This window comes from Niveispirillum sp. GW835-FHT14G11 (assembly GCF_058793615.1).
In genome coordinates this window covers 531686-554611 of sequence record NZ_JBXAFZ010000001.1, presented here as the reverse complement: position 1 = coordinate 554611, position 22926 = coordinate 531686, and the positions used below count along the sequence as shown (strand labels likewise).

General features: G+C 64.4%; 15 protein-coding genes. 6 read left to right on the top strand and 9 right to left on the bottom strand.

Annotated features, from left to right (window positions below; genetic code table 11):
- Positions 1–74 precede the first annotated feature (74 nt).
- From AC1Q7F_RS02720 to AC1Q7F_RS02700, 5 genes are all read right to left on the bottom strand, one after another.
- Positions 75–3173: an efflux RND transporter permease subunit gene (locus AC1Q7F_RS02720; protein ID WP_492503539.1), complete on the bottom strand. Its 3099-nt coding sequence runs from the start codon at positions 3171–3173 to the stop codon at positions 75–77.
- Complete coding sequence (locus AC1Q7F_RS02715; protein WP_492503537.1) at positions 3170–4243, bottom strand: efflux RND transporter periplasmic adaptor subunit; 1074 nt, start codon at positions 4241–4243, stop codon at positions 3170–3172. Before AC1Q7F_RS02715 ends, AC1Q7F_RS02720 begins: the two co-directional genes overlap by 4 nt.
- 77 nt (positions 4244–4320) lie before the next feature.
- Positions 4321–6027: a methyl-accepting chemotaxis protein gene (locus AC1Q7F_RS02710; protein ID WP_492503535.1), complete on the bottom strand. Its 1707-nt coding sequence runs from the start codon at positions 6025–6027 to the stop codon at positions 4321–4323.
- Between the two features lie 30 nt (positions 6028–6057).
- A complete protein-coding gene (locus tag AC1Q7F_RS02705) occupies positions 6058–8034 on the bottom strand; it encodes a TonB-dependent receptor plug domain-containing protein (RefSeq protein ID WP_492503533.1) in 1977 nt (658 codons plus the stop codon).
- A 42-nt stretch (positions 8035–8076) separates the two neighbouring features.
- Positions 8077–8736 carry a hypothetical protein gene (locus AC1Q7F_RS02700; protein WP_492503531.1) on the bottom strand — a complete coding sequence of 220 codons (660 nt, stop codon included), beginning with the start codon at positions 8734–8736 and terminating at the stop codon, positions 8077–8079.
- A 135-nt stretch (positions 8737–8871) separates the two neighbouring features.
- Here AC1Q7F_RS02700 and AC1Q7F_RS02695 point away from each other — a divergent pair, with 135 nt between their 5' ends.
- Together AC1Q7F_RS02695 and AC1Q7F_RS02690 are read left to right on the top strand one after the other, a co-directional pair.
- Complete coding sequence (locus AC1Q7F_RS02695) at positions 8872–9534, top strand: TetR/AcrR family transcriptional regulator (RefSeq protein ID WP_492503529.1); 663 nt, start codon at positions 8872–8874, stop codon at positions 9532–9534.
- 55 nt (positions 9535–9589) lie between these two features.
- Positions 9590–10636: an EAL domain-containing protein gene (locus tag AC1Q7F_RS02690; RefSeq protein WP_492503527.1), complete on the top strand. Its 1047-nt coding sequence runs from the start codon at positions 9590–9592 to the stop codon at positions 10634–10636.
- Positions 10637–10671: 35 nt separating this feature from the next.
- On the opposite strand, the gene AC1Q7F_RS02685 is transcribed toward AC1Q7F_RS02690, so the two are convergent.
- Positions 10672–11280: a TetR/AcrR family transcriptional regulator gene (locus tag AC1Q7F_RS02685; RefSeq protein ID WP_492503525.1), complete on the bottom strand. Its 609-nt coding sequence runs from the start codon at positions 11278–11280 to the stop codon at positions 10672–10674.
- Between the two features lie 233 nt (positions 11281–11513).
- Here AC1Q7F_RS02685 and AC1Q7F_RS02680 point away from each other — a divergent pair, with 233 nt between their 5' ends.
- From AC1Q7F_RS02680 to AC1Q7F_RS02665, 4 genes are all read left to right on the top strand, one after another.
- On the top strand, positions 11514–12656 hold the full coding sequence (locus tag AC1Q7F_RS02680) for a VOC family protein (RefSeq protein ID WP_492503523.1): 1143 nt from the start codon (positions 11514–11516) through the stop codon (positions 12654–12656).
- Between the two features lie 42 nt (positions 12657–12698).
- Complete coding sequence (locus AC1Q7F_RS02675; RefSeq protein ID WP_492503521.1) at positions 12699–13655, top strand: fumarylacetoacetate hydrolase family protein; 957 nt, start codon at positions 12699–12701, stop codon at positions 13653–13655.
- A gap of 25 nt (positions 13656–13680) precedes the next feature.
- Positions 13681–15309, top strand: coding sequence for a bifunctional 3-(3-hydroxy-phenyl)propionate/3-hydroxycinnamic acid hydroxylase (locus AC1Q7F_RS02670; protein ID WP_492503519.1), 1629 nt, complete (start codon positions 13681–13683; stop codon positions 15307–15309).
- Between the two features lie 104 nt (positions 15310–15413).
- Complete coding sequence (locus tag AC1Q7F_RS02665; protein WP_492503517.1) at positions 15414–18062, top strand: TonB-dependent receptor; 2649 nt, start codon at positions 15414–15416, stop codon at positions 18060–18062.
- A gap of 50 nt (positions 18063–18112) precedes the next feature.
- On the opposite strand, the gene AC1Q7F_RS02660 is transcribed toward AC1Q7F_RS02665, so the two are convergent.
- From AC1Q7F_RS02660 to AC1Q7F_RS02650, 3 genes are all read right to left on the bottom strand, one after another.
- Complete coding sequence (locus AC1Q7F_RS02660; protein ID WP_492503515.1) at positions 18113–19963, bottom strand: acyl-CoA synthetase; 1851 nt, start codon at positions 19961–19963, stop codon at positions 18113–18115.
- Between the two features lie 208 nt (positions 19964–20171).
- Positions 20172–21143, bottom strand: coding sequence for a helix-turn-helix domain-containing protein (locus tag AC1Q7F_RS02655; RefSeq protein WP_492503513.1), 972 nt, complete (start codon positions 21141–21143; stop codon positions 20172–20174).
- 117 nt (positions 21144–21260) lie between these two features.
- Positions 21261–22880, bottom strand: a complete 1620-nt coding sequence (locus AC1Q7F_RS02650) for a long-chain fatty acid--CoA ligase (protein WP_492503511.1) — start codon at positions 22878–22880, stop codon at positions 21261–21263.
- Between the last annotated feature and the right edge of the window lie 46 nt (positions 22881–22926).

The window sequence follows — 22926 nt, the reverse complement described above, 5'->3', positions numbered from 1 at the left end:
GAGGTGCCTACTTACAGCTGGAAACAATCAGGGGAGCAGGTCAATCCAAAGAATGTGACTGACTCGATAGCATGTCATTTGGGAACCACCCCAACTTCCAGTCCTGGCGCCGCTTCTGCTGGCGCGTCGCCCGTCGTCTTTGGACAATGAATGCCAAACCAGGCGACATAGAGAGCGGGGAGGAAGACGAGCGTCAGCACCGTGGCCACGCCCAATCCTCCCATGATGGCATAGGCCATCGGCCCCCAGAACACAGTCGGGGCGATAGGGATCATCCCCAGGATGGCCGCCGCCGCCGTCAGCAGGATCGGGCGGAAACGGTGCATTGTCGCTTCGACGACCGCCTCCCAGGGATGGCGACCCTGGGCTTTCTCCGTTTCGATCTGGTCGATCAGGATGACGGAATTGCGGGCGATCATGCCGATCAGGGCCAGGACCCCCAGGATGGCCACGAAACCCATCGGCTTGCCCGATGCCATCAGGGCCGCCACCACACCGATGACGCCCAACGGCGCAACACTGAGCACCAGAAGCAGCCGGTTGAAGCTCCGCAACTGGATCATGAGCACCGTCAGCATCAGGAACAGCATCAACGGCACTACCGCCATGACCGACGCTTCGGCCTTGGCACTTTCCTCCACGCTGCCGCCAACCTTCACGGTATAGCCGTCGGGCAGCCCGGCATTGAACGCATCGATCTGCGGTGCCAGGGCATTGACGATGGTGGCGGGCAGCGCATCGGGGGTGACGTCGGCCTGCACCGTCAAGGTCGGTCGGCGATCGCGGCGCCAGATCAGCGGATATTCCTGACCATATTCCACGCTGGCCAACTGCCCCAGCGGCACGGTCCGACCGTTGGGCAGCGGCACCTGAAGGGTACGGATCGTGGCCGGTGACATGCGTTGCTCGGCCGAGGCGCGGGTCACCACGTCGATCATATAGATCCAGTCGCGGACCTGCGTGACCGTCGAGCCGGTGACCACAACGTTGATCGACTGCGCCAGGGCTTCGGAGCTGAGGCCCAGTAGGCGTGCCTGATCCTGATCGACGCGGATATTGACGGTGCGTGCCGGTTCCAGCCAGTCATAGTTCACTTTGCGGACATCGCGATGCGACGCCATGATTCCGGCCACCTTAAAGGCGATGTCACGCACCCGGTCTGGATCGGGGCCGCTGACCCGATATTGCAGGGGCCAGCCGACCGGCGGCCCCAGTTCCAGCGGATAGACCCGCGCCACCAGTTCCGGGAACTCCGCTTCCAGCACCTGTTCCAGGCGGGCCTTGACCTGACCCCGCTGTTCCAGCCCCTTGGTGACGACAACCAGCTGGGAGAAGTAATCATTGGGCAGTTGCGGGTCGAGCGGCAGGTAGAAGCGCACGGCGCCCCGGCCGGCATAGGTGCTCCAATGCGCCACGTCGGGATCGTTGGCCAGAACCTGATCCAGTCGTGCGGACACATCGCGGGTCGCCTGCGAGGAGGCGTTCTGCGGCAGTTTCAGATCGACCAGCAGCTCCGGCCGGTCAGACGCCGGGAAGAACTGCTGCGGAACATACTGCATGCCGGCCAGGGCCAGGGCGAACATCCCCAGCGTCGCGCCGATGGTGGTCCAGCGGGCACCCATGGCGGCCAGCAGCAGTCGGCGGAACAGCCGCATGATCGGACCAGGCGTGCCGTCATGGTGCTTCTTCGGTGCCTTCAGCATCCAGACGCCCAGCAGGGGTGAGAAAATGACCGCGACGAACCAGGAGACGACGAGGGCGATGGCGACAACGGCGAAGATGGAGAAAGTATATTCCCCGGCCATGCTGCGGGCAAAGCCGATGGGCACGAAGCCCGCCACCGTCACCAGCGTGCCGGAAAGCATCGGAAACGCGGTGGAAGTATAAGCGAAGGTGGCCGCCCGCTGCCTGGTGTCCCCCTGTTCCAGCCGATGCACCATGGTCTCCACCGTGATCATCGCGTCATCGACCAGCAGGCCGAGCGCGATGATCAGGGCGCCCAGGGAGATGCGCTGCAGATCGATACCGAAGAAGCTCATGGCCAGGAACACGACGGCCAGAACCAACGGGATCGACAGGGCCACCACGGCACCGGCGCGCATGCCCAGGGAAACAAAGCTGACAGCAAGCACGATGGCGACGGCTTCCCACAGCGCCTTCATGAACTCGTCAACCGCATGTTCCACCGTGGCCGGCTGTTCGGCTACCAGGACAGGCTCGATCCCCACGGGCAGTTCGGCCGTGATGGCCGTCATGGCCTGCTGAATATGATGTCCCAGTTCCAGGACATTGCCGCCATCGCGCATGGAAATGGCGAGGCCGATGGCCTCCTTGCCATTGACGCGGAAGATCGGCTGCGCCGGATCGGAGGGGCCCCGCCTCACGCTGGCAATGTCGCTCAGGGGCACGATCCGGCCATTGACCATGAAATTCACGGCCAGAATGTCCTTTTCAGATCGGAAGGCGCCGCTGACCCGGACCAGGATCTTTTCCTGCGCGGTTTCGACGATACCGGCCGGCGCCACGGCGTTCTGTGCCCGCAGCGCTGCGATGATGGCGGCGCGGTCGATGCCGAGGCCGACTAGGCGCTCGGTCGAGAACTCGACATAGATGCGCTCATCCTGGGCGCCCAGCATTTCCACCTTCGACACGTCCGGCTGTTCCAGCAGGCGTGACCGGACGGTATCGACATGGTCTTTCAGCTCGCGGTGGCTGAATCCATCGGCGGTGAAGGCATAGACGATGCCGAACGTGTCGCCGAACTCGTCATTGAAGCCCGGGCCGATGACACCTTGCGGCAATGCCCCGCGGATATCATCCACCTTCTTGCGCACCTGATACCAGATGTCCGGAACCTGGGCTGCAGGGGTGGAGCCTTTCAGATGGACAAAGACAGTCGACCGGCCGGCGGAGGTGTAGCTGCGCAGGTAATCCAGGCCCGGCGTTTCCTGCAATTTGCGCTCGATCCGCTCCGTCACCTGCTGCGACATGTCCGTAACGGAGGCGCCCGGCCATTGGGTCTGCACCACCATGGTCTTGATGGTGAAGGTCGGGTCCTCGTTGCGCCCCAGTTGCAGATAGGCACCGATACCGGCAATCAGGAAGGCCACCATGAAATAGGTGACCAGCGAACGGTTGCCGATCGCCCATTCGGAAAGATTGAAGCTTTTCATTTGGCATCTCCCGGCAAGCGGACCTTCTGGCCGGGATGCAGCGCCTGCACACCGGCGGTGACGACGATGTCGCCTGCTTCAAGCCCGCGTGCGACGATGATCGCGGCCGGGTCGTGGCGGGCGATCTGGACCGTGCGCAGGGCAACGGTAAAGGTCTGCGGTTCCACCACCCAGACGGCCGGCTGGCCTTCCGCACTGGTCAGGGCGCTGGCCGGCAGTTCCATGCCGGCGGGAGCCGGCAGAATCACGCGCCCGGTGACGGTGGCACCCAACCGCATGGCGGCAGGCGGATTGATCAGCCCGACCTTGACCGGATAGGTGCGTGTTGCCTCGTCAGCCTGGGGGGCGATCTCGCGCACGCGGCCCCGGGCCGTGATGCGCGGATCGTCCGCCAGCGTGATCTCCACATGGGGATCGGGTGGCGCCGTGCGGATCAGGTGGGCCGGAACGTCGAAGACGGCGTCGCGGCCGCCATGCTGTGCCACCTCCGCGATCATGCGTCCGGCGCCCACCACCTCGCCGGGCTCGGCGCCGATAGCGGTCACCGTACCGTCGGCGTCGGCCCGCAATTCGGTGAAGCTCAACTGCTCCTCGGCATTGCGCAGTTGGGCCCGTGCCGATTCCACGCGGGCTTCAGCGGTCAGCAGGGCCTGCTGCATCTGGTCGAACCGCGCCTTCGGTGAGAAACCGTCTGCCAGCAGCTTCTGCTGGCGCTCGAAATCGTTGCGGGCCTGAACCAGCTGGCCCTGCGCCGCCGAAAGGTCGGCCTTGGCCTGGCGCAGCAGGTTTCGCTGGATCTGCGCATCCAGCCGCCCGATCACCTGACCGGCGCGCACGCTATCCCCGACATTGACCATCCGCTCCAAAAGACGGCCATCGGTGCGGAAGGCAAGGCTGGTCTGCACCTCCGCCCGGATATGCCCGGTCAACGACAATGTCTCGCCCTCGGCTGGCTTCTCCACGGTGATGGCACGGACAGGGCGGACGGGGGCAGGCTGCGGCGTCTCTTCCCCGCAGCCGGACAGGCAGAGGGCCATAAGGCCTATCGCCGCCATGCGATGTGTGATCATGGACAATCTCCTTGGAATTTTGGGGAATGCTCGCCCTTGGCGGCGAAGGTGTAGATATTGACCGGTGAAGGACGTGGCTATTCTTCGCGGATGGCGATCAGGAAACGGTCAACCTCGGTTTTCAACCGCTCCGCCTGACGCGAAAGCTGGTCGGAGGCGTTCAGCACCTCCACAGCGGCGTTCCCGGTCTCGCCGGCGGCGTTCGACACGACGCCCACGGCCGAGGCAACAGCCAGGGCGCTGGCGGCGGCCTGATGCACGTTGCCATCAATTTCATTGGTGGCCGCCCGCTGCTCATCGACGGCGGCGGCGATGGCGCCGGTGTTGTCGCGGATACTGGCAATGACCTCGACCACATCCGACATGATGGTCGCCGTGGTTCCGGTCAGCGACTGGATATGGCCGATGCGGGCGCGGATGTCGTCGGTCGCCCGCGCTGTCTGGCCTGCCAGTTGCTTGACCTCATGCGCGACGACGGCAAAGCCCTTGCCGGCTTCCCCGGCGCGGGCGGCCTCGATGGTGGCGTTCAGGGCCAGCAGATTGGTCTGTCCCGCGATGCCGCTGATCAGCACGACGACCTCATCGATCTGGCGGGCCACGGCAACCAGATCTTCGACCGAGGCATTGCTGCGCCGAACATCGCTTATCGCCTGATCGGCGATGGCGGCGGAGTGTGATACCTGACCGGCGATGGCGGTGATGGACATGTTCAACTGGCCTGACGCGGCGGCCACACGCTGTACATTCTCAGACGCCCGTTCACCGGACAGGTTCGCCTTGCGGCTTTCATCGGCTGTCCGTTCCGCTGTCGTCGACAGGCTGCACGCGGAACCGCGCATGCGGGTGGTGGCTGCGACAAAGCCGTCAATGATGTCACTGACGCCGGCCTCGAAATTCCGTGCCAGCGTCACCATCGCGTTGCGGCGTTGCTCCGCCAGTTCCGCCGCACGGGCCTGGGCGACCTGCAGGGACTGTACCTGGCTCAACCCGTCGCGGAAAACGGCGAGGGATTCAACGATCGCCCTCAATTCGTCCCGACGTTCCAGACCCTTGATGTCGATCGTGGTGACGCCATCGGCCAGTCGGCGGGTGACACGGGCGATCTCCAGGATGGAGCGCACGGCACCGCTGGTTACCGCCACGTTCACACCCACGGTGCCGATCACGGCGATTGCCGTGGCCAGTGCGAACACCCAACTGATCCGATCTGCCGTCTGCTCAGACAGTACGGCCCGCTGCTGCGCGGCATCCTGTTCCGAAGCGACCAGGTTCGCCAGTTCATCATTCAGCGCGCGGAAATTGGCATCGAACGGTTGCAGAAAGGAGACCGTGGCGTTGAAGTCGATCATCAGCATCTTCGCCACCCAACGGACGGCGTCGCGATACTCACCCACTCGCAGGATCAGGGCATCGACGCGTGGCTTCTGCTCATCTGACGCGTGATGGTCGCGAAAACGCAGCAGATCGGTGGCGACCCCGTCGATCCGGCTATTGATCCGGGCCAGTTCCTGACCGGCGTCCAGAGTCTCGGTCCTGGCGCTGGTCAGGGCCAGCAGCCGATGCAGGCTGCCGTTGATTTCGAGCATGCCGTCGCGGCTGCTGGACAGGAGTTCGATCCCGGCCATGCTGTCATTGACCACATGGTGCAGGCTGGCCGATTGCTGGCGCAGGCTGAGGGAGCCGATGACAGCCAGCACCATCGTCATCAGCAGGGCGACGGTGGGGGCAACGCTGAACTTTACAGCGAAGGGCCAGTTTGCGACGCGGAGAAAGGGGGCGTGCATGACGTTTGTCCTTGGTGTCGGGCCGGCGGATCAAAATCTGACCGAGGCGCTCGCGTAGAGGCGGCGATCGACCGGAAAGGTCGGGGTCTGGGCCTGATGGGCCTGGTTCAATTGCTGCCCGGTCACGGCCAGCGTCACACCCTCGGCGATCTGGTAGCCGATGCGGGCATTGAGGGTGAGAAAGCTGCCGATACGTTCCGGTTGCGCCGCGCGCAGACCGATGCGGACATAGTCGACATAGGCGGACTGCCACCGGGCCTGCGCATCGACCTCCAAGGCGCCCACCGTGTAGCCGCCGCCGGCGGTTAGTTTATGACGTGGCGTGCCATTCGCGTGCCGCATCAATCCCAGCCCATCACCGGCACCGGGAGCTGCCATGAAATCATCATCGATGCTGATGGCGGCGTAGCTGGCATTCCAGCGGAAAGGCCCACTGGCGCCGGTCAGGGCGATCTCGCCGCCGACCGCATTGCTGTCGCCGATATTGGCGGCATAGCTGGTCTGGGCATCGGCAGCCACTGGCATGTTGACCGGGTTGCAAAGCAGGTCGCGGTTGGTCTGGTAGAACAGTGAAAACCGGATGGTGGACGCGATCGGATTGAGGCGATGGTCATAGCCAACCTCGTAATTCATCACCGATGCTGCGGTCAGGTGCGGATTGCCCAGAAAGGCGACACGACCATTTTTTGTTTCCAGCGTCGCCTGCATGCCCAGGTCGATCAGGCTTGGCGCCTGGATGCCGCGCGCCACCGCCAGTTTCAGGCTGTCATCCGCACTCAGCCGGTACACCAGCCCGGAATTGAAGCTGGGTTCCGTCAGATCGGCCGCGTCATAATCCGCCAGGGAATAGCGGTCATTGGCGGCGGACAATGTGCCGCTGTCGGTCAGCCGCAGGTGATCAAGGCGGAGCGAATGGCTCATGGCCAGCGAGGGTGTCAGTTGCCAGTTCCAGTTGGCGCTGGCGGCATAGACCTCGTATCCGATGGTACCGGCGAAGAATTGCCGGGATGAGCCCGAATTGTTGCGATATTCCAGGCCCAGCCGCAGCGTGTGGTCGGCTGCCGGTTTGAACTGGTCGCTGGCCTGCACGACATAGACGACATTGTTCATCGCGGTGGGGCCGGAGGATTGATGCACCTCGTTGCGATAGGCGGTCAGGCCCAACAGGCCGATTTCCGTGCCGGCGGCCAGGCCGGCCTTGACGGAATTGGTGCGGTATTTTTCGGACAGGGCGCCGGTGGTGCTGGCGGTATCGGCATAGCGTGCGGTACTGGCCGTGCCCTCCAGTGCGGCTTCCACCGTCGGGGCCAGTTTGAAGCGGCTATCCAGGGCGACCATGTCGCGTTCGGGCGTCATGACGGTCTTTTCGTTGCCAAAGCCGTCAGCCCGCTGCCGGGCGACAGACAGGCGGACGGCGCCGATCTGACCGATACGGGTGGTGACGCTGGCATCGGCCTCGACATGGTCGCCGGTCCCGCCGCGCACGGTGACCGTGCTGCTGTCGTCCAGCAGCGGGTCGTTGGTGATGATGTTGATCACCCCACCGACGGCGTTGAAGCCGAACAGGGCCGAGTTCGGTCCCCGGATTACCTCGATCTGACGGATATCCGCCAGATTGACCGGCAGTGTCGACCAGACCGTATACCCGTAGATGTCGTTATAGACCTGACGGCCATTGATCATCACCAGCAGGCGCGGGCTGAATTGCTGATTATAGCCGCGCACCGCCACCTCCGCATGACCGAAGCCGTAGCGGCGGACATCCAGACCGGCGGTAAAGGCCAGCATGTCCGGGATATTGTCCACACCGGACCGGCGGATATCGTCGGCGCTGATGATCTGCATATTCACCGGGGCGTCGGAGACCTTCTGTGGTGAACCGGTGGCCGAGGCCGTGACCGGCTCCCGGAACAGCCTTTCCATGCGGCTGTAGTCGATGGACTGGGCCGAGGCCGTGGTGGTCGCCGTAAGGGCGATGCCGGCCAGCAGGGCGGAGCGGAGTTTCATGGTGCAATCCTCAGGGGACACGGGCGGCGCGTGCTGGCGGCGTCAGATTTCGGAGATCATCATCTTGAAGGCCGGTGCGAAGCTGACCCCCGTGGCCTGTCCGGCCTCCTTGCTCACGGTGATCTTCACCACCGGGGCGGACTGCACCCCGATGGTGCAGACCCCGGTCCGCACCAGCGTCAGATCGGTGGTCAGGCACAGCATCTTGCGGCTGCGCACGGTGGCGGCAAGACGCGCCGCCTCGTCGCCCAGATCGCCGGTGACGAAGAACATGTCGACACTGGCGCCCTCGGCCTTGTCGAGAGGTACCGCCAGCGGCACCAGTGTCACATCATCAACCTTCAGACCGACGCCCAGCAGCCGTAGCAGTTCCTGCTGCTCGCTGGTCGAGGCGGCGCTGTCAGGGGCATAGATGATCCCGACCCGGACCGTGCCCATGAGGGGCCTTGTGGTGAAGCCCAGCACCGAGCCGGCAACCTGCACATCCTTGTCTGTTGCGGCGGCGAATGCGGCCCATGGCAGGGCGAATGCAAGCACGCCGGCAGCAAATGCAGCACGCAGCAGCATCGGCCTGTCCTTTCCAATCGATTGCGTGTTCGCCTTGACCAGCCATCGAGCGATGGCGATCCGCGTGGTTTCCATCTGCGAACACCAGAATGATTTATCAATTCTGATGATATCGTCAATATCGATGTAGTCCATTGTCTCCCCATTTGCCGATGGGGCAGACATGTGATAATGGCATTCATCGAAACTGATGATTTCATCGATCTTGAAGTGATTTCATTCGATGCGGCAGCCGGGCACGGAGTCCGGCCGGCCCTGGAGGCAGTGCAGATGACAGACAGGACACCGGAAATCGTGGCAGAGGCGGACCAGAAGCCGGTATCGCGGCGGGAACGTCGCCGTAACGACACGCGCGAGCGCCTGTTGAAGGCTGCTCTGGAGGTGATGGGCCGCAAGGGATTGGAAGCCACGACAGTGCAGGAGATCACCGATGCCGCCGATGTCGGCTTCGGTTCCTTCTACAATCATTTCCGCTCGAAGGAGGAAATCCACGCCGCCGTGATGGAGGGGCTGCTGGACCATTTTGGTGACGCGGTGGACCGGCGCATCGCCATCCTGAAGGACCCGGCGGAAATGGTCGCTGCCGCGATCCGATTGACCTTCCGCCAGTTGGCGGCCGAGCCTTCCTGGGCGGACTTCCTGCTGAACCAGCCCATCTCGGTTTCGCTGCTTGAACGGGGGCTTGGCCAGCGTTTCTCCCGCGACCTGCGGCAGGGAGCAGAGAGCGGTCGCTTCACATCACTGAATGGTGATGCTGGCATTCTCGCCGTCTGTGGCGCGGCGGTCGGCCTGCTGGCCGCGATGCGCGCTGGAAGGTTGGAAGAAGCAGCACCCGAGCAGGTTGCCCGGACCCTGCTGCGGCTGATCGGGCTGACGGATGTGGATGCCGCCGACATTGTCACCCGACCCTTGCCCTCCGCACTCATCGATTGAGCGTTGCCTTCCGGCGCTGTGCCGGCACGACCTGTAGCCGGAAAGGGCTGTCATCATGAAACTGCGGTGCGCCAACCTGTCCGCGCGTCTGTTCAACTGGAGTGTGGCGGGAAGCGTCGGTATCGCTCTGTATGAGGGGCTGGACTGGCTTCTTCAGCACTATTCCGGCCTTTCGCTGCACGCCATGATCCCTGGCTTTGTCCTTGGCGGCGCTGCTGCGGTCGGACTGTCGGCATCGGTCGGGGTGCAGCTCTATCAGCGTTCCAGCCGGTCATCGCTCAACAGCCAGGACCGGCACCGGTTGCAGGAAATCCATCAGGCGCTGGATGATGGTCAAATACGTCCCTATTTCCAGCCCGTCGTCGATCCGCGAACCGGCCATGTCGTGGCCGCGGAGGCCCTGGCCCGCTGGGTGGGTGCGGATGGCCGGCTGGTGCCGCCAGGGGACTTCATTCCGCTGACCGAACGGGCGGGCTGCACCGGACGGTTGACCCGTGTCATCGCCGAGGCGGCGGTGGAAGCCGCTGCCGGCTGGTATCAGGCCGGCCTGTCGGTGCCGGTCTCGGTCAATCTTTCAGCATTGGATTTGGCTGACCGGACGATCGGCATGAGCCTGGTGGCGATGTGCCGCGCACATGGGTTGCCGGAAGGGTTTCTGCGGGTGGAACTGACCGAAACACAAGCGGTCAACGACATTCCCCAGGCGCGGGCCATTCTGTCTGAACTGCGGGCGGCTGGCATCGGGGTGCTGGTGGACGATTTCGGCACCGGCTTTGCCTCCATGAGCATGCTGCATGACCTGCCCTTTTCCGGCCTGAAGATTGACCGGCAGTTCGTGCAGAACGTGCCGGCCGATCGGGCCTCCGCCGCCATTGTCCGGGCCAGCGTGGCCCTGGCCCGTCAACTTGGCCTGTCCGTTATCGCTGAAGGCGTGGAGGATCAGGCCACGGCGGTCTGGCTGCAACGGCAGGGCATCGATTTGCAACAGGGTTTTCTCTATTCGCCGGCCTTGCCGGCCCGTAAGTTGTTGACCTTCAGCGCGCGTGCCGATTGCCGTGTGGCGCAGAACGACGCCGTGGGGCTGCGTGCCGTTGGTGCCTGATCCATCGGCAGCCTGCATTGGGAAGGCGATTGTCCTCAGTCAGGCGTCGCCGTCATGTTCAGCAGAATGGAATCATCGGGCAGGGACAGGAGCGGGACCGGCCTGCCGGCAATTTCCACCGCCTCCGCCGGGTTCAATCCCAGGGCAATCATGACCGCCTTGACGAGGTCGACCGGATAATCCTGGCCAACATCCTCTTGCAGCACGCGGTAAGCCGCGGCGAGCACCGTGCCGGTCACAATATCAAATCCAAGTGCCACGGAACCGATGCTGAAGCGACCGGTCACCATCCCGTCACGCAGATCCCGGGGCAGGTAGTCGCTGACCAGATTATTTCCCGACAGGACCCGCATGCCCCCGCGCGCCATGTAGGCACACAGATGCGGATTGGCGCGGAAAAGCTCGAAGAAAAGCCGGATACCGGTGGCAATGCGCGCCGCCGGGTCCCGTTCCTCTCGAACAACCGGATCGACAAGTCGCATCAACTCGTCCGACAGGGCGCTGGACACCGCCACCAGCAGATCCTCGTTGGTGCGGAAATAATTATAGAAGGTTCCCCGCGACACGCCCGCGGTCCGGATCAGGTCGTCAATGACACTGGCGTCAATTCCCCGTTCGGCGAAAACCTGCAGCGCGCCCTGCACCAGGCGGGAGCGCATCCGCCCACGTCGCTGCGCCCCCACCCGGGGCCGGTGATCCGTTGCAACCATGTCCTCACATCCAATCAGACCCTGCATCCCCACATTATCACACAATCACCCCCTCGTTGGAATTTTCAAAATGGCGATTGTGTCATGTTGACAGTTATGTCATTTTGATGCTGAAAAAAATGCGGGCATCATCGATCCGCCACAATGTCACATCAGGGAGGGGCAGCATGGCTGACCTGAACATCTCATCGTCCGCCGTTGAAAGCTGGCCGGAAAGCCACGTGCCGGCTTGTATCCAGAAGCTGTCGCGCCCGGATGCGCTGGCGAGGGCCACGGGGTTGGCCTTTCTGCGCTTCCAGGTGCCGGATCTGGATCGGACATTGAAGTTTCTCACTGATTTCGGCATGACCCCCGTTGCGACAACGGCGGACCGGATCGTCATGCGGGGTGGTGGGTCCGCCCCCTGCCTGTATGTCGCGGAGCGTCACGCACGGCCGCGCTTCACGGGCGCGGTCTTTACGGTGGATGTTGATACCGATCTCGCCCGTCTGGCAGCACAGACCGGCGGACGCCGGCTGGCTTCGAGCGAAATTCCCGGTGGCGGTGAAGGGGTGGCCCTGATCGACCCCGCTGGCTTCGAGGTCTGGCTGATCCAGGGCTGGACGGCGGTCCCCCAACTGCCGATCCGCTCGCCCGTGCCGCAACCGATGAACATGCCTGCCCATCGCCCGCGGGTGAATGCCGGCATAAGGCCGGCGCTGCCGGCGGCCCCGGTGGTCCGGCTGGGTCACATGGTGCTGCAGGTGACCGACTTTCCCACCATGTCCGCCTGGTACATGCGGCATCTGGGTCTGATCCCCGGCGATGTGCAGTATCTGCCGGACGGCAGCACGGCGCTGACCTTCTTTCGGCTGAATCTCGGGGACGAGCCCGCCGACCACCACACCCTGGTCCTGGTGGGCGGTATCCAGAACGAGTTCGAGCATAGCGCTTACGAGATGATCGACCTGGATGCCATCGGCCAGCGCCAGCAACAATTGCTGGCCGGCCGGCATCGGCATATGTGGGGTATCGGCCGGCATGTGCTGGGCAGCCAGTTGTTCAATTACTGGAAGGACCCGGACGGGTTCCAGTTCGAACATTATACCGATGGCGATGTCTTCACCGCCGATTACGAACCCCGCTATTCCCCCTTCACCGCCGGCAGCATCTGGGCCTGGGGCCAGGACGCGCCGGCCGCCATGCGCGGCAAGCCCTCCCTGTCGATGATCTGGCGGGTGGTCAGGGCTGTGGTCAGCGGCCGGGTGCCGCTGGCCCGGCTGAAGCTGATGGGCGCGGCCCTGTCCCGGCCCGCGCGCCCCTGGTTGTAACGCCGGCGCCGTTGCGCCGCATATGCCTGAGGATTCTTCACCATGAGTCTTGCCGTCGTTCGATACGAGCGCGCCGGCCGCGCATTCTGGGGCGCCCTGTTCGGCACCCGCATCGCGGAACTGACTGCCGAATTCACCAGCACCGGCGACCTGCTGCGCCATGGTAAGGCCCAATTGCGGTCCCTGCGCCCCGACGCAGCATCCATTCCCCTGTCGGCAGTCCGGTTGCTGTCGCCGATAACGGCCAACCAGCAGGTCATCTGCCAGGGCATCAATTATGAAAGCCATGTCCGTGAGTCCGGACTGGACCCGGCCAACATCCCCTTCAACCTGTTCTTCCGCAAGGCCAGTTCCAGCCTGTGCGGGGCGTGCGATCCGGTGATCCGCCCCGCCCATGTGCGCCTGCTGGACTATGAGCTGGAGTTGGGGCTGGTGGTCTGTCGCGACATCTCCGGGCCGGTTGATCCTGGCCCCCACCATCTGTCGGACGTTCTGGCCGGCATCACCATCCACAACGACATTTCCGCCCGCGACGTGCAATTGCCGCAGGGCCAGTTCTACAAGGGCAAGAGCTATCGCAGCTTCGGCCCCACGGGTCCCGTGCTGCTGCTGCTGGACCCGGAGGAATGGTGCAACTGGCCGAAACTCCGTCTGCGCCTCAGCGTGAACGGGGAAGTCCGGCAGGACGCGCTGGCGGGGGAAATGCTGCACCGTCCCGACCGGACCCTGGCGGAACTGTCCGACCTTCAGGATCTTCAGGCCGGAGATCTGATCGCCACGGGCACGCCGGCCGGCTGTGCCGCCCGGGCTCCCGGCCGGCTGACCATGTTCATCATGCGGCATTTCCTGTCCGAGGCGACCAAATGGAAGCTGTTCATCGGCAAGGGCCTGTCCAATCCCCGCTACCTGAAGCCGGGGGATGAGATGCGCGCCAGCATCCGCACGGATGATGGCGCGATTGACCTGGGCGAGCAGGTCAACCTCATCCGGGCCCCCTGACCCGCGCGCGAAGGAGATGCCGGCCATGAGCACCCTTGTTCCTTCTTCCGTCGATGTGCTGATCTGCGGCTTCGGGCCGGTGGGGGCGACATTGGCCAATCTCCTGGGCCGGCACGGTGTGTCCACCCTGGTGATCGACAGGGCCACGGACATTTTTGCAGCACCACGGGCCATCGCCCTGGATAACGAGGCCCTGCGCATCCTGCAGATGGCGGGGCTGGAGGATGGTGCCTTCGCCACCGTCGCCATCCCGCGGGTGCGCATGCGGTCGCCTCTCTACGGACTGTTCGCCTGCGCGCAGACCAGCGGGGCCACGGATGGCCACCCCAACCTTGTCACCTTCTTCCAGCCTGAACTGGAACGGGCGTTGCGCGACCGGCTTGATGGCCATCCATCCGTCGCCATCGCCACCGGGATGGAGTTGCTGGACTTTTCCCGCGGTGATGACGGCGTGGCGGCGCGGTTGCGGTCCGTGAACGGCGGCGACCCACAGACGGTCAGGGCCCGTTTCCTGATCGGGGCCGACGGGGCCGCATCGACCGTGCGGCACCTTCTGGACATTCCGTTTAAGGGCGAAACCTTCGTTCAGGACTGGCTGGTGGTCGATGCCAAAGGGGTGCCGACGCCCATTGATGATGTGGAGTTCCTGTGCGATCCGCGCCGGCCAGGGCCGCACATGGTGGCCCCCGGTGGCCGACAGCGCTGGGAATTCATGCTGAAACCCGGTGAGACCCGCGCGGAAATGGAAGATCCCACCATGGTCCGCCGGCTGCTGCGGCCCTGGGTGGGGGATGGGGAGGTGGAGATCGAGCGTACCGCCGTCTATCGCTTTCATGCCCGCATCGCACAACATTTTTCCGATGGACCGGTCTTCCTGGTCGGTGACGCCGCCCATATCACCCCGCCCTTCGCCGGGCAGGGACTGGTGGCCGGCCTGCGCGACGTGGCCAATCTGGCCTGGAAACTGGCCTGGGTGCTGAAGGGCCGGGCGGCGGCGGAGATCCTTGACAGCTACGACCAGGAACGCCGACCGCATGCCAGAAGCATCATCAATCTTGCCCGGCTGATGGGGCGGCTGATCATGCCGCAAAGCCATGCGGTGGCGCTGCTGCTGCATGGGGCCGTGCTGCTGGTCCGGCAGGTGCCGGGGCTGCGGCGCTATATCGACAAGCTGGAAATCAAACCGCCCCACCACTTCAAACGGGGACTTTTCCTGCAAGGACGTGGTCCGGCCCCGCTGACCTGTGGCTGGTTGCTGCCCCAGGGCTGGTTACGGACGGTCGCTGGCGGCCCCGTGGTGGCCGGCGATGAGGCGCTGGGCCAGGACATGGTGCTGCTGGGGTTCGGTGCGGACCCGGCTTCCGTTCTGACATCGGATCAGTCCCGTCGCTGGGCCGCTTTCGGTGGAAAGACAGCGTTCATCGTTGCGCGGGGGGCGGCGAGTATGGCAGCGCCCGGTGGCTGGGAAGATGTGTCCGGAACCCTGATTCCCGGCCGTGCAGATGGCTGGGTGGCGATCATACGTCCGGATCGGACCATCGCCGCCGCAGGTCCGTTGTCGGCGGCCGGTGCGCTGGTGGACGATTTACTGCACCTGTGCGGGGCGCCTGCTTTGACGCAAGCAGCAGCAAGTCCGGCCCGGGCCGTGGCCTGAACCAGGCTGTCCGCATTTTGTGACATGCAACGGATCGGCAACTCGGCCGATCCGAAAGGAGTTTTGACGCTCTCAATCAACATCCAAACAGGGGAATAAAAATAATGTTCAAGGGAGGACTTTACCTGCGTTCAACCACCTGCCTGGTGGCCGGCACCCTGATGGCCTCTCCGGCATTGCCGGTCCTGGCCGCAGAGGCCGACCCGCCAATGCTGGAAGAAGTGATCGTCACCGCCCGCAAACGGACGGAAAAGCTGCTGGACATCCCGGCGTCGGTGGCGGCGGTGACCATGGAGACCCTGGCCGAGGCCGGGATCAAGAACATGGGCGACCTGCAATTCAAGGTCCCCAACTTCACCCTGGCGGAAAGCCCGATCGGCACCTCCATCGGCATCCGGGGCATCTATTCCGGCATCAACCAGGGGTTCGAGCAGTCGGTCGGCACCTATATCGACGGATTGTCCTATGGCCGTGCCCAGCAGGCACGAGCCCCCTTCCTGGACGTGGAACGGGTGGAAGTGCTGCGGGGACCGCAATCGATCCTGTTCGGCAAGAGCGCCATCGCCGGCGCGCTCAACATCACCACGGCCCAACCCAAATCGACCGCCGGCGGCTATGTGCGGCTCGCCTATGAGCCGGATACCGACGGGTTTGAAGCAACATCCGCCATCACCGGCCCGATCACCGAGAATGTGCGCCTGCGCATCGCCGGTCGATACAACCGCACCGACGGTTATATGCACAACGCGACACTGGACCGGCCGGAGGTGCAGCGGGAGGACTGGCAGGTCCGTGGCACCCTGGCCGCCGATCTCGGCGAGCGGCTGACGCTGACCCTCAAGGCCGAAACCGGTCGCTTCGACGCCACGGGCCGGGAGACGGAGATCATCGGCGAAACGGCGGCGCTGCTGCCTTCGGCCAATCCGCTATCGACCTTCGTCAATGGTCTGACCTATGCGGAAATTCTGACAGGCGGTGGTGCCGTTCCCGTCAATGCCCGCATCGCCGCCGTCAATGCCGCCACCGGCATGCAATTGCAGACCTTGCCCACCGCCGGCAGTGCCACACGTGACGCCGTCCGCAACGATGTCCGGTCCGCCAATGGCGACAGCAGCAGCAACGATGCCCAGACATATCTGCTGCGGGCCGACTGGGACGCGGGCTTCGCCACCCTGACGGCGATCAGCGGCCTGACCCGCTTCAGCTATGACGAAGAATGCGACTGCGATTTCACCGGAGCCCCCCTGCTGGACGCGCCGCAGGCGGAAAGCTACCGGCAGTACAGTCAGGAGATCCGGTTGGTCTCCAACGGCGGAGAGAGCCTGGACTACATCGTTGGCGGCTATTTCCAGCATTCCAGCGACGATTATCGCAGCAGCGTCCGGATCACCGGCGCTTCGCCCCTGGTCCCCCTGGTCTACAACCAGGGTTATGGTGCTGCGTTCGAGGCGGCGGCGGCGTCCTGGCTGGCGGCCCATCCCGGTGATGCCGCCGGCGCGGTCGTGGCGGGCCGGGCGGCAGGTGGCATGGGGGGCAGTGCGGGACCCGCCCTGGCCGGAACGCAATCGACCAGCCGGGCGCGGGTGACCGCCGATCAATGGTCTCTGTTCGGCCAGGCCACCTGGCATGCCACCGACCGTCTGCGGGCGACCGTCGGCGCCCGGTTGAACCATGAGACCAAGGATGGTGAACGGTCCAGCCGGATCACCGACCAGAACAGAGTGCCACTGACCGGTCAGCAGGCGTTGCTGGCCCCACTGGCCTATGCCGGCCTGCTGGGCATCACCACGGAGAATCTCCTGGCGGTCTCCCGATCCGGCGTGCCGGGCGTGGCAGAGGCGGCCACGCAGGCGCTGGCTGGCCTGGGCACATTGCCCGTGACCGGCACCCTGTCCAAGACCCGCCTCACGCCATCGATCAGCGCGCAATATCATCTGACGCCCGATGACATGGTCTATGTCTCCTGGGTGATGGGGGCGAAATCAGGTGGCTTCGACTATCGCGCCAACAACCGGGGTGCAGCGGCCAGCATGACCCAGTCTTTCCGCTTCGGGGAGGAAAAGGCCCGCACCTGGGAGGCGGGGATGAAGTCGCGTCTGTGGAATGGGCGGGCGGAGGTCAATCTCGGCGCCTTCCACACCGACTATGAGGACCTGCAGGTCTCCATCTTCGACGGGCTGCTGGGCTTCAATGTCGGCAACGCGGCGGCGGCCACGGTCAAGGGCCTGGAAATGGACGGGCGTATGGCCCTGGGGGGCGGCCTGTCGGCCCATGGTTCCTTTGCCTGGACCGATTTTCGTTTCGACAGTTTCCCCAACGGGCAATGCTATCCGGGGCAGACACCGAACGGACCGGCGGCTGATCGCGGCTTCTGCAGCTATGCCGGCAAGACCAACCAGTTCGTTCCCGACTATTCCGGATCGGCCGGCCTGTCCTATCTGCGCGATCTTGGCTCTTCGCTGATGTTCAACGGATCGGCGGATGTGTTCTTCACCGGTCGCTACCACACCTCGCCGTCCCTCGACCCCGATCTGATACAGCCCGCCTATGCCCGCCTGGATGTCCGGCTGGGCCTGTCGGACGCGGATGATACGTGGGAGGGTGCGGTGTTGGTCCGCAACCTGACGAACCAGCGCTCCATGACCTTCGCCGACACCACGCCGCTCAGCTATGGCGTGTTCGGTGCCCGCAGCGCCTTCGCCTATTTCGCACAGGCGCGCAGCGTAACTGTGCAGGCCAGGGTGAATTTCTGAACCTTAGGCCGGAACCATCCTCGGTCGGGTGGTTCCGGCCCGACCGCCATTCACAAGGCATCGACCGTCACGGTCAGGGGCAAGGTGCCCACGGCGTCCCGGACAGCGGGCAGTGCGGCCGCCGGGCTGGAGACGCGGACGCTGAAACGCCCGTTCGCCTCCGACACCGCCGTGATCTCGCCTTCCAGACTTTCCCAGGCCAGCACCCGCTCCACCATTCGGCGTGCCAGATCCAGGCGCAGCGATGGCTTGTGGATCTTGCCCACGGGCGTAACCGGCATGGTATCGATGATTTCAATCCGCACCGGACAGGCTGCCCGCTCGGGAATACCGGCACGGGCGAAGGCCAGGACTTCCTCCGGGTCGAGCGTGACACCCGTGCGGGGCGTTACATAGGCCACGGGCAATTCACCGGCATAGGCATCTGGCTGACCAATGGCCGCCGTCAGCGCGACACCGGGATGGGCGGCCACCCCCTCCTCGATCACCTGCGGATCGATATTGTGCCCCCCCCGGATGATCAGGTCCTTGGACCGGCCCGTCAGCCAGAGATAGCCATCGGCATCGAAACGTCCCAGATCGCCGGTATCGAACCAGCCACCTTCATACCAGCAGCCCTCATTGTCGCGGGGGTCCAGATATCCGGGAAACAGGTTGGGGCCGCGGATGACAATCCGCCCGGCTTCGCCCGTGGCACAGTCGCTCAGGCCGCCATCGGCATTCAGCCGCACGCAGCGGACCTCCTGATAGGGCAGCGGCAGACCGACGGAGCCCGACCGCCGCTCCCCATGGCGGGGATTGACGGAGGTGACGCAGGTGCCCTCTGTCTGACCATAGCCTTCCCTGATGGCGATGCCGGTGGCCTCCTCAAAGCGCTGGAACAGTTCCAACGGCAAGGGTGCGGCACCACAGACCACCTCGCGCAGGGTCGTTGCGACGCCGGGATCGCGCGGCTGATCGAGCAGAGCCGCCAGGATGGTCGGCACGGCGCTGAAACTGGTGGCGCCCACCTGGGCGGCGATGGTCCAGAAATTGGCGATCACGGCCTTGTCGCGGTACCCGCCGGCCGTCAGCAACAATACCCGCGCGCCACCGGCGAAGGCAGACAGACCCGTGACAATCACGGCATTCACATGGAACAGCGGCAGCCCGGACAGGATGACGTCGCTGGCGCCGAATTGGCTCTGCTCTGCCAGGATGCGGGCCTGAAAAGCCTGGTTGCGGTGGGTCTGGATGGCGACTTTCGGCGCCCCCGTGGTGCCGCCCGTCATGAAGCAGGCAGCAGGGTCTTCAGGGTCGATGATGCGACCGCTGACCAGCCTGTCCATCGGTTCCGCCGCCAGCAATGTATGAAAATCGTATCTGGGCGGCATCGATGCATCGGCATCGCCCGGCCCCCCGACCGCGACCAGCGCCGTCAGTCCGGGAACAAGGTCGGCAACCCGCAGCGCCTTCTCCCATAATTCCAGCGACAGGGCGGGACCGGCGGTGACCAGGATGCGCGCGCCGATGCGGGTCAGCAGACCGGCGATCTGGGAGGGTTCCAGCAAGGGATTGACCGGAGCTGCCACACCGGCAGCTTCCGCCCCCCAGATGGTCAGGTGAGTCTCGATCAGGTTGGGCAGCAGTACAGCCACCGGCGCCTCCAGACCCGCGCCCAGTCTGGTGAAGGCATTGGCAGCCTGGGTGACACGCGTGAAGAGTTGGCGATAGCTCAGTTCGACCTTGGGCCCCGTATCGCTTGCATGGGCCAGGAAGCCCAGCGCGGGCCGGTCACCGAACCGGTCGGCCGCATCGCGCAACAGGCCATAGGTCGTCCAGTCTGTGGCCAGCGACAACCAGGACACGGTCTCCATGGAACCGGTCATCGCCAATGTGGAAACGGCGCGACGGACAAGCATGAGCGTTTCTCCCAACTCAAGATTTGATGATCAATTTATCAGATTTGATGTTTTAGTCAATTACCGCCGGCACAGACGCTGGCGGTGCCGCCTCTTGGGGACGACCCGAACGGGGATGGCGCCGGCTTCACGCAGGCGATGCATGACGAGATGACAAGCTGGCGGAGTACCCGGTGTCGAAGAGGTTGATCACCCTCCCGGCAAGGGGCTACGCGGGTGTCAGCACCGGGGCTGAACGCGCCGTGCGCGGGCTTTCGCCGAAGGCTGCCCTAAAACTGCTGCTGAAATGGGCGCTGGAACTGAAGCCGCACGCGTAGGCGATGTCGGTGACCGACCTGTCGGCCTGCTGCGGGTCCAGCAACATGCGCCGGGCCAGTTCCAGCCGCTCCTGCCTGATATAATCGCACAAGCTGCCGGCCTCGGCGCTGAACAGCTTGTGCAGATAGCGTACCGATACGCCCAGATCGCGGGCGATGCGCTGCGGCCCCAGGGTCGGTGCCGTCAGGTGTTTGCGGATGTATCTTTTTACCTGCTGCCGGTTGGCCAGGCGCAGTGCCGGTTCGTCCGCCTCGCGGTCGATGGGCCGGGCGAAGCTGAGGCAGACCAGATCCATCAACTGACGGCTGAGGCGCCGGAATTCAATCTCCGACAGATGCGGGGCCTGGCTGACCAGACTATGCAGGAAATCATGGGTGACGCGACCGATCCCGTCGCCGAAATTGGCCGGTCGCACGCAGACATCCTGTGGGTTGATCAGCCGCTCCTCCAGACTGGATTTCGGGATGAAGAAATAGGAGGTAAGGTTGTTGCCCAGCTTGTGCTGGCGGTAATGTTCATCCGGATCGACCAGGGTCAGGCTGCCCGGCACACACAGATGCTCCCGCCCGAATTGGGAAATGGCCTGTGTACCCTGGATGGGGGCATAGACCGCATAGAACTCCGCCGCCCTTCGTTGGATGGACCGGAAGGTACGGCGCAATTGCGATACGCCGCCCTGCGTGTCGAACCGGGCCAGACCAAAACCATCGACGGTGGCCATATAGGCATCCACCGCGAAGGGGTCGTCGCCGACATTGTCGAATTCGAACGGGCAGATGCGGCGGGAGACGAAGTCGCCCCAGGCTTCCAGACCACCGGCCCCGCTGCCTGGCCGCAGGCTGATCTGACTATTGATCACCATGGTACACCATTGGTGGGCTGCCTCCCGTGCAGCATTCTGCTTTTTTTATAGGTTCTCACAGGCTCCGGCTGGCGACAATGGCGTGTTGACGCCCTTGTCGGAACCGGCGCCCAACATTCAGGCATAACGGTCGCGCCAGATCTCTCGCAGCAGCGCCTTGTTGATCTTGCCTGTTGCTGCCAGGGGCACGCTCTCCACCAACTCCACGGCATCGGGCACCCACCATGTCGCGACCTTGCCCTTCAGGTAGTCCCGCAATGCTGCGGTATCGGGCGGATGGTCGGCATCCGACGGCTTGACCAGCAACAACGGGCGCTCCGACCATTGATGATGGGCGACACCGATGACGGCGGCGATCTCCACCCCCGGAAAGCCCATGGCAGCGTTTTCCAGATCGATGGAGGAAATCCATTCGCCGCCCGATTTGATCAGGTCCTTGGCCCGATCGACGATCTGCATATAGCCGTACCGGTCGATGGTGGCGATGTCGCCGGTATCGAACCAGCCTTCGGCGTCCAGGATCGGCTCATCGCGGCGGAAATAGGCCTTGGCAACCCAGGGGCCACGCACCAGCAATCGACCGGCCGACACGCCATCATGCGGCTGCAGGCGGCCGTCCGGTCCCTTCAGGCACAGTTCCACGCCAAAGCATGGCCGTCCCTGTTTGCAGGCCAGATCCAGCCGCCCCTCGCGGTCCAGGTGGCGGGTGGCCAGCACCGGCCGGTTGATCGTGCCCAGCGGATTCAACTCGGTCATGCCCCAGGCGTGAAGCACGGACACGCCGTAGCGGCGCAGGAAGGTTTCCACCATGCTGCGCGGCACGGCGGCCCCGCCGATCAGGACCTCCTCCATGCAGCCCAGCCCGCCCCCCGTGCGGGTCAAGTGGTTCAACAGGTTGCTCCACACCGTCGGCACGGCGGCGGATTGGGTCACCTCCTCCTCCAGGATGAGGTTCTGCAAGCTTTCGCCGCCCAGATGCGGTCCCGGCAGCACCATGCGGGCCCCGACCATGGGGATGGCATAGACCAGGCCCCAGGCATTGGCATGGAACATCGGCACGGCCACCAGCACGGAGGACAGGGCCGACAGGCCGAAGGCATCGGCACCGTTCATGGCGTAGGCCATCAGGATGTTGGACCGGTGGCTGTACAGCACGCCCTTGGGATCGCCCGTCGTGCCGGATGTGTAGCACAGCGCCGCCGCCTGATCCTCCGGCAGTGACGGCCAGTCAAGATGCTGACTGGCCGCTTGCAGCAAGGTCTCGTAGCACAGCGGTTGCTTGAGCCCCGTCTGCGGAACCTCATCCGGTTCGCACAGGATGATGACGGCCTCGATTGTCTCCAGCCGGTCCTGTATCGCCTCCAGCAGGGTCAGGAAACTGGTATCGACCAGCAGCAGGCGCGCCCCGCCATGATTGATGATATGGACAATCTGTTCGGGATGCAGGCGCGGATTGACAGTGTGGCAGATGGCGCCGATACCGGCAATGGCATACCACGCCTCCAGGTGGCGATGGGTGTTCCAGGCCAGGGTGGCGATCCGGTCATCCGCGCCGATGCCCAGGCCCAGCAGGCTATTGGCCAGCCGCTTGGTACGGGCCAGCACCTCCTGATATCCGAAACGGTGTGTCCTGCCATCCACCGTCCGGGAGACGATCTGCCCGTCACCGTGGAAGCGGGCGGCATGTTCCAGGATCTGTGCCAGGTTGAGTTCGTGATGCTGCATCAAGCCAAGCATGGCCATGGCCTCCGGTCAGGTGGACACGAGGCCCCCATGCGCCAAG

Coding starts and splice junctions, on each gene's coding strand:
- AC1Q7F_RS02715 (WP_492503537.1), bottom strand. CDS start 4,243: ATGATCACACATCGCATGGCGGCGATAGGCCTTATGGCCCTCTGCCTG.
- AC1Q7F_RS02720 (WP_492503539.1), bottom strand. CDS start 3,173: ATGAAAAGCTTCAATCTTTCCGAATGGGCGATCGGCAACCGTTCGCTG.
- AC1Q7F_RS02660 (WP_492503515.1), bottom strand. CDS start 19,963: ATGCTTGTCCGTCGCGCCGTTTCCACATTGGCGATGACCGGTTCCATG.
- AC1Q7F_RS02690 (WP_492503527.1), top strand. CDS start 9,590: ATGAAACTGCGGTGCGCCAACCTGTCCGCGCGTCTGTTCAACTGGAGT.
- AC1Q7F_RS02680 (WP_492503523.1), top strand. CDS start 11,514: ATGGCTGACCTGAACATCTCATCGTCCGCCGTTGAAAGCTGGCCGGAA.
- AC1Q7F_RS02710 (WP_492503535.1), bottom strand. CDS start 6,027: ATGCACGCCCCCTTTCTCCGCGTCGCAAACTGGCCCTTCGCTGTAAAG.
- AC1Q7F_RS02665 (WP_492503517.1), top strand. CDS start 15,414: ATGTTCAAGGGAGGACTTTACCTGCGTTCAACCACCTGCCTGGTGGCC.
- AC1Q7F_RS02705 (WP_492503533.1), bottom strand. CDS start 8,034: ATGAAACTCCGCTCCGCCCTGCTGGCCGGCATCGCCCTTACGGCGACC.
- AC1Q7F_RS02655 (WP_492503513.1), bottom strand. CDS start 21,143: ATGGTGATCAATAGTCAGATCAGCCTGCGGCCAGGCAGCGGGGCCGGT.
- AC1Q7F_RS02650 (WP_492503511.1), bottom strand. CDS start 22,880: ATGCTTGGCTTGATGCAGCATCACGAACTCAACCTGGCACAGATCCTG.
- AC1Q7F_RS02700 (WP_492503531.1), bottom strand. CDS start 8,736: ATGGACTACATCGATATTGACGATATCATCAGAATTGATAAATCATTC.
- AC1Q7F_RS02670 (WP_492503519.1), top strand. CDS start 13,681: ATGAGCACCCTTGTTCCTTCTTCCGTCGATGTGCTGATCTGCGGCTTC.
- AC1Q7F_RS02675 (WP_492503521.1), top strand. CDS start 12,699: ATGAGTCTTGCCGTCGTTCGATACGAGCGCGCCGGCCGCGCATTCTGG.
- AC1Q7F_RS02695 (WP_492503529.1), top strand. CDS start 8,872: ATGACAGACAGGACACCGGAAATCGTGGCAGAGGCGGACCAGAAGCCG.